This is a genomic window from Streptomyces sp. NPDC031474 (genome assembly GCF_055581185.1).
Genome location: NZ_JBVIJX010000060.1, coordinates 1 through 10,229, shown reverse-complemented (window position 1 = coordinate 10,229; position 10,229 = coordinate 1). Strand labels below are relative to the sequence as shown.

The window sequence follows — 10,229 nt, the reverse complement described above, 5'->3', positions numbered from 1 at the left end:
GCCGGTGTCGGACAACGAGGTGTCGATGTCCTTCCACGCCCCGCCGACCTTGCTACGCACCGGACCGGCGAACGCATCCGTCTCCAACTGCCCACTGGGCAACGCAAACGTCGAGGAGTCCGCCGTGCGCGCGCCGGTCACCTCGATCTTGCGGCCCTGGAGGCGGGCCATCAGCAGCGCCGCCTCCACGGAGTCCGCGGACGAGGCGGCGGCCTTGGCGCTGTGGGCCCGGCCGGCCCCCGCCTTCGCGGCCCCGGCCGTGGCGCCCGAGTCGAAGCCGGCGGCGAACGCCGACCCCGTGCCCAGCGACAACAGGGCCGTTTCCGCCGCGAGTACGGCGGCGACCGCGAGTGCGGTGCGCCGGACGGATTCGCTTCCGCGTCTCCGTCCGGAGCGTCCCCCCGAAGTCGGGAAGACCCATCTCCCCTTGAGTCTCATCACATCTCCTGTACGTACTTCGACAGCGCGCGGTGCGCTGCTGGACGTGATGATGAAGGAGGATTCCGTGCAGAAATCGGAACGGAATTTTTCACCGGGGAAACGTGATCCTCAGATTCTCCTCAAACCCTCTTGACCTGGAGGAAGAGAGGGTGAGTGGACCTTCAAGGTTTGGCTAAGGCGGCAGAAACGAAATGCAAACCAAGTTTCGGCAATGAGCTCAAAACGGGCAGGCCGGTCCGCTCGGGGAGTGCCCTGCGGAACTCGGCTGCGGTTTCCGGCCGTCGGAGATTTTGGCTGATCGTTATCTGTGCGGCGGAGGCCTGTCGCCGGCCGATGGAGAAAGCAGGCCGGCTCTTTGTTTCTGCTTTTCTTTGCCGACACGGTGGGTTCATTCGCGTCGTCCAGGCACCTCCTTACGGGTGGCTCGGGGGTGGCTTACGGGTGACCCTCCGCGCGCCACTGCCCGGATGCCGGAGCCCCGCGTTTGGCTGATCGCATGATCAGCACACGAACCGCCGCCGCCGTCCTCCTCACCGTCGCGTCCCTCCTCTCCTGCCCGGGCGCCGCCCGCGCCGCCCCCGCTCCCCCCGACCCCTGGACCCGGCTTGTGCCCCGTGTGCCGCCGGGGTGGTATCTGCCCTGGCAGATCGACACCCCCGATCAGCTGCTCGCCCCCAGGGTGTACGAGCCGACCGCCGCGGAGGACGCCGTCGAGCCGCCGGACGCCGCCGCGGGGACGTACGCGCTGGTCGAATACGTGCCGTTGGAGGAGGTCGCCACGCGGACGGCGTGCACCAAGCGGACCGGGCCCTACCAGCGGGCGGTCGAGCGGTGGCTGAAACTGAAGGTGGACGGGAAGCAGTCCGCCGCCGACTGCAAGGCTGTCCGCGCGTTCCAGCAGGCGCAGAAGATCCAGCCCGCCATCGGGTTCGCGGGACCCGTCACCTGGGCGCGGATGCAGCTGATCTCCGCCGGGAAGAACCCGAACGCCGGCAAGAAGTGCCCGGTGCGGACCTACCGCGTCGCCTGCGTCGACCTCGACCGGCAGGTGACCTGGGTCCAGAAGGGGACGAAGGTCGTCTTCGGGCCGGTGTCCATGCGCAGCGGACGGGCCGTCCATCCCACCCGCAAGGGCTGGCACACCGTCTACTGGCGGCACAAGAACCACGTGTCGACGCTCTACGGAACCCCCATGCCGTACGCCCAGTTCTTCGACGGCGGACAGGCCTTCCACGCCGTCTACGGCAGCATCCACACCGTCATCGGCTCCATGGGCTGCGTCAACCTCACCCTCGGTGACGCGCGCGCACTGTGGGGCGTGTTGAAGAACGGCGACAAGGTCTACGTCTGGGGGCACCGGCCCGGCACCTGAGCCGGCGCCGCCCCGGCGCCCTGCCGTACTCGGCCCGGTACCCGGGGGGCTGTCCGAGCGCTCTGAGACACTGGGCGCGATGAGTGAGACTGCCAAGCCGCCCGCCAACCCCGCGCGCGCCCGTGCCGAGATCGACCTGGCCGCGCTGCGGGCCAATGTGCGGACCCTGCGTGCCAAGGCGCCGGGAGCGGCGTTCATGGCCGTGGTGAAGGCCGACGGGTACGGGCACGGGGCCCTGCCGTGCGCCCGGGCGGCCGTCGAGGCCGGCGCCGCCTGGGTGGGCACCGCCACGCCCGAGGAGGCGCTGGCGCTGCGCGCGGACGGCGGGCTGCCGGCCGACGTCAGGATCATGTGCTGGCTGTGGACCCCGGGCGGGCCCTGGCGGGAGGCCGTCGAGGCCGACCTCGACGTGTCCGTGAGCGGACTGTGGGCGCTGCGCGAGGTCGAGGAAGCGGCCCGGGCCGCCGGGCGGCCCGCCCGGGTACAGCTCAAGGCCGACACCGGGCTCGGGCGTAACGGATGTCAGCCCGCCGACTGGCCCGAACTGGTCCGGGAGGCGCTGCGGGCCGAGGCGGCGGGGCTGGTCCGCGTCACGGGGCTGTGGTCGCACTTCGCCTGCGCCGACGAGCCCGGCCATCCCTCCGTCGGCCTTCAGCTCGGCAGCTTCCGCGAGCTGGTGGCGTACGCCGAGGGGCAGGGCGTGCGGCCCGAGGTGCGGCACATCGCCAACTCGCCGGCCACGCTGACGCTCCCCGACACCCACTTCGACCTGGTCCGGCCGGGCATCGCGATGTACGGCGTCTCGCCCAGCCCCGAGCTGGGCTCCTCCGCCGACTTCGGACTGCGCCCCGTGATGACGCTCGCGGCCTCGCTCGCCCTGGTGAAGCACGTCCCGGGCGGACACGGCGTGAGCTACGGCCATCGCTACGTCACCCCCGGCGCCACGACCCTCGGGCTGGTGCCCCTCGGCTACGCGGACGGGGTGCCCCGGCATGCCTCCGGCACCGGGCCGGTGCTGGTCGGCGGCAAGTGGCGGACGGCGGCCGGACGGATCGCCATGGACCAGTTCGTCGTCGACCTCGGCGGCGACGAACCCGGGCCCGGCGCGGAGGCGGTCCTCTTCGGACCCGGCGACCGCGGCGAACCCACGGCGCAGGACTGGGCGCAGGCGGCCGGAACCATCGGGTACGAGATCGTCACGCGCATCGGAGCGCGCGTTCCCCGCGTCTATGTGAATGAGTGACAAGACGGGTAACCCGCAGTCAGTGCACGGACATCGGCCTAGGAGGAGCGGTACGTGAGCGAGAGCAGCGCGGAGGCAGTGACGGGTGCCGCCTCGGCGGCCGTCGTTGCCGCCGCCACGGGGGCGGGCGGCTGGCGCCGGGCGACCGGTATCGCCGGCGCCGCGATAGGCGTGATCGCCGCGGGCGCCGCGGCCGGTGTCGCGCTGGAACGGATGACCGTGGGCCGGGGCATGCGGGCCAAGGCCCGGCTCGCCCTCGACTCGGCGGGCCCCTACGGCGCACTGCGCGGCACCCCGGGCAGGGCGTACGCCGACGACGGCACCGAGCTGTACTACGAGGTCGACGACGTCGAGCCGCAGGGCGGACCGGCGGGCCGCCGGCGGCGGCTCTTCGGCCGCAAGGCGCCGCTGCCCGTCACCGTCGTCTTCAGTCACGGCTACTGCCTCACCCAGGACTCCTGGCACTTCCAGCGGGCGGCCCTGCGCGGCGTCGTGCGGACCGTGCACTGGGACCAGCGCAGCCACGGCCGCTCCGGGCGCGGCAACGCCCAGGTGCGGGACGGTGAGCCGCTCACCATCGACCAGCTGGGGCGGGACCTGAAGGCCGTCATCGACGCGGCCGTGCCCGAGGGGCCGATCGTGCTCGTCGGGCACTCGATGGGCGGCATGACGGTGATGGCGCTGGCCGCGCTGTACCCCGAGCTGATCCGTGACCGGGTCGTCGCCACCGCCTTCGTGGGGACGTCGTCCGGGCGGCTCGGCGAGGTCAACTTCGGGCTGCCGGTCGCGGGCGTGAACGCGGTGCGACGGGTGCTGCCGGGCGTGCTGAAGGCGCTCGGACAGCAGGCGGCCCTGGTGGAGAAGGGGCGGCGGGCCACCGCCGATCTCTTCGCCGGGATCATCAAGCGGTACTCGTTCGCCTCGCGGGACGTGGATCCGGCGGTGGCGCGGTTCGCCGAGCGGATGATCGAGGGCACGCCGATCGACGTGGTCGCCGAGTTCTACCCGGCCTTCACGGACCACGACAAGACCGAGGCGCTGGCCTGCTTCACCGACATGCCGGTGCTGGTGCTGGCCGGGATCGGGGACCTGGTCACGCCGAGCGAGCACAGCGAGGCGATCGCCGACGTCTTGCCGGGCGCCGAGTTGGTATTGGTGCCGGACGCCGGGCACCTGGTCATGCTGGAGCACCCGGAAGTGGTCACCGACCGCCTCGCTGATCTGCTCGCCCGTGCGGGGGCGATGCCGTTCACCGCTACCGTGAATGGCTGTGACTCCGCCTCCTCCTGACGGAGGTGGCCTCCAGCCGTCGGCTGCGGTCCAGCCCGAACCGGCCCCTTGCGGGGCGTGACCAGTGTACTACTGCAAGTGAGTGACGATGGATGAAAAGGCAGCATCGCCCCGGTCTGTGCAGCTGATCGTCAACTCCCCCGAGCATATGGGGGAGCTGGGTCGCCGTCTGGCCAAGCTGTTGCGGGCCGGCGATCTCGTGATGCTCAGCGGGGAACTCGGCGCGGGCAAGACGACGCTCGCCCGTGGGCTCGGCGAGGGCCTCGGGGTCCGGGGCGCCGTGACCTCCCCGACCTTCGTGATCGCCCGCGTGCACCCCTCCCTCTCGGCGGGGCCGCCGCTCGTCCACGTCGACGCGTATCGCCTGGGCGGCGGGCTCGACGAGATGGAGGACCTCGACCTGGACGTCTCGCTGCCCGACTCGGTGATCGTCGTGGAGTGGGGCGAAGGCAAGGTCGAAGAGCTGACCGAGGACCGGCTCCAGGTACGTATCCACCGGGCCGTCGGCGATACGACCGACGAGGTGCGGCACGTCACCGTCACCGGCCTTGGTGAGCGGTGGGGTTCGGCGGACCTGAGCGTTCTGACGGCGTGAACGTTCCGACAAGACGTCGGCAAAGTGTTGCGTTCGGCGTCTTGTGCGTGGTCACATGGTACCCAGTTCGAAGTTAGGTCTACCTAACTTCGCCCGCCCCCGAACCTCAGGAGGCGTCCATGTCGGCCAACGAGAACAAGGCCACCCAGAACAAGCAGCGCCGGCCGGTCGAGGTCGCCGCCGGTGTGTCCATGCGTGACCTGCTGGCCTCCTGCGCGGCGGCCGAGGCCGTCTCCACGCCGCCGCGACTGCCCGACCCGGGGACGGTCGTGGAACCGCCCGTGGAGCACCGCAGGGCGGCGTGAGCGCGCGGCAGGGCCCTACCGGATCACGACGACCGGCTCGCCGATCGTCGCGAACTCCCACATCGCGTCGCCGTCCGCGGTGCTCTGCCGGATGCCGCCCGTGAGCATCGTCGGATCGGGCTCCGGCAGCGAGCCGTCCAGCGCCGCGCTGAAGCCGATCGTCACGTCGTTCACCGTGGCGAAGCGCACCACGTGCTCGATGGGGATGCCGTCGGTGCCGGTGACGGCGCCCGCCCGGGAGGTGACGCGGTAGCTGCCCGGCCGCGGGTCCACACTGCCGGGGGCGACCTTGAACGTGCGGTTGACCTTGCCGTTCGCGCCGACCAGCCAGACCCGGTCGTCGTCCAGCGAGTACACGACCCGCTCACCCGTGCCGGAGCCGCCCGGGAGCGCCGCCGGGTGCCGCTTGTCCCGGGGCGCCTTCGGCGCCGGCGTCGCGGGGGCCTTGCTGCGCTGCGGTCCGGCGAGGTCGGCGGGCGCGCTCGCCGAGGCCCGGAAGGCGAGGAACCCGACCGTCGCCAGGGCCGCCACCGTGAGCCCGGCCACGAAAGTCGAGCTGCTGCTTGGCACCGGCGACCACCTCGTCCGTTCTTTCCGCCCGACTACGGGTCTGTCCCGTACGTCACGTTTCGCGGCGACGTTAGCAGTCCGTACGGGCCCCGTCGGCGCGGCCGTGTCGAGGGCGCGGGAGCCGTAGGCTGTTTGCGTGCTCTTGCTCGCTCTCGATACCGCCACCCCCGCCGTCACCGTCGCGCTGCACGACGGCACGGACGTCGTCGCCTCCTCGAGTCAGGTGGACGCCCGCCGGCACGGCGAGCTGCTGCTGCCGGCCGTCGACCGGCTGCTCGCCGGGGCCGGGCTCAGACTCGACGCCGTCACCGCGATCGTCGTCGGCGTCGGCCCCGGCCCCTACACCGGGCTGCGGGTCGGCCTGATGACCGCCGACACCTTCGGGCTCGCGCTCGGCGTCCCCGTGCACGGCCTGTGCACGCTCGACGGCCTCGCGTACGCCTCCGACCTCCAAGGACCCTTCGTGGTGGCGACCGACGCCCGCCGCAAGGAGGTCTACTGGGCGCGCTACGCCGACTCCCGGACCCGGGTCTCGGGCCCCGCCGTGGACCGGCCCGCCGACATCGCCGAGCAGGTGGCCGGGCTGCCCGCCGTCGGCGCGGGCGCGCTGCTGTACCCGGACACGTTCCCGAACGCGCACGAGCCCGAGCACGTGTCCGCCGCGGCGCTCGCGAGCCTGGCCGCCGAGAAACTGGCCGCCGGCGAGGAGCTCCCGGCGCCGCGCCCGCTGTATCTGCGCCGGCCGGACGCCCAGGTGCCGAAGAACTACAAGGTGGTCACCCCCAAGTGACCGAAGCCGTCAACCCACCCGGCCGCCCCGTGCTGCGCGAGATGCGCTGGTGGCACATCGAACCCGTGCTGGAACTGGAGAAGGACCTCTTCCCCGAGGACGCCTGGTCCCGGGGCATGTTCTGGTCCGACCTGGCCCACGCCCGCGGCCCCGAGGCGACCCGGCGCTATGTCATCGCGGTCGACACGACGGCCGACGAGGAGCGGATCGTCGGATACGCGGGTCTGGCCGCCGCCGGGGACCTGGCCGACGTCCAGACCATCGCCGTCGCCCGCGACCACCAGGGCACCGGACTCGGCGGGCGGCTGCTGACGGAGCTGCTGCGCGCGGCCACCGCCTTCGAGTGCGCCGAGGTCATGCTGGAGTGCCGGATCGACAACGTCCGTGCCCAGAAGCTGTACGAGCGCTTCGGCTTCGAGGCCATCGGCTTCCGGCGCGGCTACTACCAGCCGGGGAACGTGGACGCCCTGGTGATGCGCCTGACCGACCCCTCCACATCCGTGGCCGGAACACAAGGAACCGAGACCAATGGCTGACGAACCCCTCGTACTGGGGATCGAGACCTCCTGCGACGAGACCGGCGTCGGCGTCGTGCGCGGCAGCACCCTGCTGGCGGACGCGATCGCCTCCAGCGTCGACGAGCACGCCCGCTTCGGCGGGGTCGTGCCGGAGGTGGCCTCCCGGGCGCATCTGGAGGCGATGGTCCCGACCATCGACCGGGCGCTGAAGGAAGCGGGGGTCAGCGCCAAGGACCTCGACGGCATCGCCGTCACCGCCGGTCCCGGCCTCGCCGGCGCCCTCCTGGTCGGCGTCTCCGCGGCGAAGGCGTACGCGTACGCCCTCGGCAAGCCCCTCTACGGCGTCAACCACCTCGCCTCGCACATCTGCGTGGACCAGCTGGAGCACGGCGCGCTGCCCGAGCCGACGATGGCGCTGCTGGTGTCCGGCGGCCACTCCTCGCTGCTGCTGTCGACCGACATCACCTCCGACGTCCGTCCGATGGGCGCGACCATCGACGACGCGGCGGGCGAGGCCTTCGACAAGATCGCCCGAGTGCTGAACCTGGGCTTCCCGGGCGGCCCGGTCATCGACCGGTACGCCAAGGAGGGCGACCCCTCGGCCATCGCCTTCCCGCGCGGCCTGACCGGTCCGCGCGACCCGGCGTACGACTTCTCCTTCTCCGGGCTGAAGACGTCGGTCGCCCGCTGGATCGAGGCCAGGCGGGCGGCGGGCGAGGACGTTCCGGTGCGGGACGTGGCGGCCTCCTTCCAGGAGGCGGTCGTGGACGTCCTGACCCGCAAGGCCGTACGGGCCTGCAAGGACGAGGGCGTCGACCACCTGATGATCGGCGGCGGTGTGGCCGCCAACTCCCGGCTGCGAGTGCTGGCCCAGGAGCGCTGCGAGGCGGCCGGCATCCGGCTGCGGGTGCCGCGCCCCAAGCTGTGCACGGACAACGGTGCGATGGTGGCGGCCCTGGGCGCGGAGATGGTGGCCCGGGGGCGGGCCGCGTCCAGCTGGGACCTGTCGGCGGACTCGTCGCTGCCGGTGACCGACCCGCACGTTCCCGGCCGTACGCACGACCACGATCATGTGCACGAGGTCGGCAAGGACAATCTCTACTCATGAGGACCAGGTCATGACGGTCGCGTTGATGTGGGAGGCCCAGGCCGTCGAGGGGCGGGGCGACGCGCTGCTGGCCTGGGCGCGGGCGCGGCGGCTCGCGGCCGAACCCCTGCGCCGCGAGTCGTTCCGCGGCCCGCAGGACCGGGTCCTGGTCATCACCTGGTGGGACGCGGACTACGACGATCCCGGGCTGCCCGAACTCCCGGATCCCGACACGGAGTTGGTGACGCGGGCGGTGCACCGGTGGCGGTTCGAGTCGGTGGAGAGCCGCTAGGGAGCGGCTGGGCGGGCCGGTGTCAGGGCTTGTCGGTCTCCGCTTCGAGCGAGGCCCGGGTCGCGGCGCCGTAGACCCCGGACTCGTCCTTGAGGACGGCTCGGGTGAGCTGGTACGTGCGCACCGAGCTCTCGACCTGACGGCCGTACTCGCCGTCGGCCTCGCCGCCGTAGTAACCGATCTGACGCAGGCGGAGCTGGAGCTCGACGACCTGGGGGCCGGCGTCCCCGAGGCGCAGGACCAGGGGTGTGGAGACCGTCGCGCTGGGGCTGGCGGAGGCAGTGCCGGTGGACGGGGCCGAGGGTGGGACGGCGGAGCGGGTGGGAGCTTCCGGCGTCGGGGAGGCCGGGCTGGGGGAGCCGGAGGCGGTCGGTGACGACGGCTGTGTCCGTGAGGCCTGCGCGGACGACGGTCGGGCCGGCGAGGCGGCCTCGGACGTCACCTCGGGCACCGGCACCCGGACACCCTCGGCCGACGAGCCGTCCCGTTCGGGGGCCTTGTACAGGAGGACCGCGGCGAGCCCGGCCGCGGTGACGGCGGCAGCGAGGGCGCCCGCGAGAGCCAGCAGGTGTAAGCGGCGCCGGTTCGGGCGAGGCCCGTCGGAGGTGTCCGGCCGGGCCTCGGACCCGCCGCCTTCCGCACCCTTGTCGAACTCTTTGAACTCTTCGGGCTCTTCGGGCTCTTCGGAGGGCGGCAGCTCCACCGGCTCCGGCGAAGTCGTCACGGTGGGCGCGGCCGTGGTCTCGGGGCCGGGGCCGTCCTGCTGTGGATCCTGGTCGTCGTCACCGAGCATGACGAACGGGCGGATCCGCACCGGATCGAAGTCCTCGGCGGCGGCCGCCTCCGTGGTGCGGGCGGTGCGGTGGGCGTCGGACGCGAGCCGGGCGCAGGCGCAGCCGGGGGTGCCGTCCGCGGAACGGGGCGCGCCGCACAACGGGCAGACACCGGCCTGCGGTTCGCTCACCTGAAGCCCTTCTCCGAACGGGCTTCATATCCTATTCATATCTCCCGCACGGTATCTCCAACACCGCATCTTCCATGGCCTGCCTGCAATGGTCGGGTGTGGTGAGGGATGCCCTTATATACCGTCAAGAATTGGGAAACCCTCGCTTTGCGGAGGCAATGGCAAGTGCGCCTGTGGGGGACGGGCAAAAGGGGCGGTCGGTTGCGTCGAAGTCCTCGTCATAAGTATCTCTTTGACCTCGCTTTGTCCTTCCTGGAGGCACCGTTGAAGCTGTCCCTGAGCGCCTGACCCCCAGTGGAAATGATCAGCCGACTTTGCCTGTGTGACCGCACATGGGCTCGGAGGGGACTGATCATGAGTCACAGACACAGAACCAGAACCAGATCCGGAAAAAGAGGCAGAAACAGAAGCAGAATCAAGCGCACCGCCACTGCCGTCCTCCTCGTACTCGCCGCCCAGGTCGCCCTCGTCGACCAGGGCAGCGGCGCGTCGTTCGCGGCCGACGGGAACGCGCCGGCGGCGCACAAGCCCAAGGCGGCCAAGAAGGCTGCCGGGCCCGCCCAGGCGCAGGACGAGGCGTCAGCCGTGCTGATGGCCCGCCTGCAGAAGCGGAAGATCGAGGTGCTGTCCGCCCGGACCGCCGACTCGTCGACGTTTGCGTTGCCCAACGGGGAGTTGGAGACGGATGCGTTCGCCGGTCCGGTGCGTAGCAAGGTCGGCGGGGTGTGGAAGGACATCGACACCTCGTTGTCCGACACGGGG

Annotated in this window: 13 protein-coding genes; 10 read left to right on the top strand and 3 right to left on the bottom strand. The window is 71.8% G+C overall.

The genetic code is table 11. The features are described from left to right. A partial coding sequence (locus ACZ5SK_RS48155) for a hypothetical protein (RefSeq protein WP_361710727.1) occupies positions 1 to 438 on the bottom strand: 438 nt, incomplete at its 3' end. 499 nt (positions 439 to 937) lie between these two features. Here ACZ5SK_RS48155 and ACZ5SK_RS48150 point away from each other — a divergent pair. From ACZ5SK_RS48150 to ACZ5SK_RS48130, 5 genes are all read left to right on the top strand, one after another. Next, complete coding sequence (locus ACZ5SK_RS48150; protein WP_334577793.1) at positions 938 to 1,813, top strand: L,D-transpeptidase family protein; 876 nt, start codon at positions 938 to 940, stop codon at positions 1,811 to 1,813. A 79-nt stretch (positions 1,814 to 1,892) separates the two neighbouring features. After that, positions 1,893 to 3,056 (top strand): alanine racemase, encoded by a 1,164-nt coding sequence (gene alr / locus ACZ5SK_RS48145; RefSeq protein WP_334577792.1) that lies wholly within the window; start codon positions 1,893 to 1,895, stop codon positions 3,054 to 3,056. A 54-nt stretch (positions 3,057 to 3,110) separates the two neighbouring features. Further along, a complete protein-coding gene (locus tag ACZ5SK_RS48140; protein WP_334577791.1) occupies positions 3,111 to 4,346 on the top strand; it encodes an alpha/beta fold hydrolase in 1,236 nt (411 codons plus the stop codon). 88 nt (positions 4,347 to 4,434) lie between these two features. After that, a complete protein-coding gene (tsaE, locus tag ACZ5SK_RS48135) occupies positions 4,435 to 4,941 on the top strand; it encodes a tRNA (adenosine(37)-N6)-threonylcarbamoyltransferase complex ATPase subunit type 1 TsaE (RefSeq protein WP_334577790.1) in 507 nt (168 codons plus the stop codon). A gap of 119 nt (positions 4,942 to 5,060) precedes the next feature. After that, positions 5,061 to 5,246: a hypothetical protein gene (locus ACZ5SK_RS48130; RefSeq protein WP_334577789.1), complete on the top strand. Its 186-nt coding sequence runs from the start codon at positions 5,061 to 5,063 to the stop codon at positions 5,244 to 5,246. 15 nt (positions 5,247 to 5,261) lie between these two features. Here ACZ5SK_RS48130 and ACZ5SK_RS48125 read toward each other — a convergent pair whose 3' ends face one another. Beyond that, positions 5,262 to 5,816 carry a hypothetical protein gene (locus ACZ5SK_RS48125; protein WP_334577788.1) on the bottom strand — a complete coding sequence of 185 codons (555 nt, stop codon included), beginning with the start codon at positions 5,814 to 5,816 and terminating at the stop codon, positions 5,262 to 5,264. 136 nt (positions 5,817 to 5,952) lie between these two features. On the opposite strand from ACZ5SK_RS48125, the gene tsaB reads away from it, so the two are divergent. From tsaB to ACZ5SK_RS48105, 4 genes are read left to right on the top strand one after another with little or no spacing between them, the layout of a single operon-like run. Further along, positions 5,953 to 6,606 carry a tRNA (adenosine(37)-N6)-threonylcarbamoyltransferase complex dimerization subunit type 1 TsaB gene (gene tsaB / locus ACZ5SK_RS48120; RefSeq protein ID WP_319676844.1) on the top strand — a complete coding sequence of 218 codons (654 nt, stop codon included), beginning with the start codon at positions 5,953 to 5,955 and terminating at the stop codon, positions 6,604 to 6,606. A 41-nt stretch (positions 6,607 to 6,647) separates the two neighbouring features. After that, a complete protein-coding gene (gene rimI / locus ACZ5SK_RS48115; protein ID WP_334581205.1) occupies positions 6,648 to 7,142 on the top strand; it encodes a ribosomal protein S18-alanine N-acetyltransferase in 495 nt (164 codons plus the stop codon). Continuing rightward, positions 7,135 to 8,232, top strand: coding sequence for a tRNA (adenosine(37)-N6)-threonylcarbamoyltransferase complex transferase subunit TsaD (gene tsaD / locus ACZ5SK_RS48110; protein WP_334577787.1), 1,098 nt, complete (start codon positions 7,135 to 7,137; stop codon positions 8,230 to 8,232). The genes rimI and tsaD overlap by 8 nt, the downstream gene beginning before the upstream one ends. A gap of 10 nt (positions 8,233 to 8,242) precedes the next feature. Continuing rightward, positions 8,243 to 8,503, top strand: a complete 261-nt coding sequence (locus tag ACZ5SK_RS48105; RefSeq protein WP_334577786.1) for a hypothetical protein — start codon at positions 8,243 to 8,245, stop codon at positions 8,501 to 8,503. Positions 8,504 to 8,525: 22 nt separating this feature from the next. On the opposite strand, the gene ACZ5SK_RS48100 is transcribed toward ACZ5SK_RS48105, so the two are convergent. Further along, on the bottom strand, positions 8,526 to 9,467 hold the full coding sequence (locus ACZ5SK_RS48100; protein WP_468159059.1) for a peptidoglycan-binding domain-containing protein: 942 nt from the start codon (positions 9,465 to 9,467) through the stop codon (positions 8,526 to 8,528). A gap of 354 nt (positions 9,468 to 9,821) precedes the next feature. On the opposite strand from ACZ5SK_RS48100, the gene ACZ5SK_RS48095 reads away from it, so the two are divergent. Further along, positions 9,822 to 10,229 (top strand): hypothetical protein (locus ACZ5SK_RS48095; protein WP_361710738.1); only part of this gene is annotated, 408 nt, incomplete at its 3' end.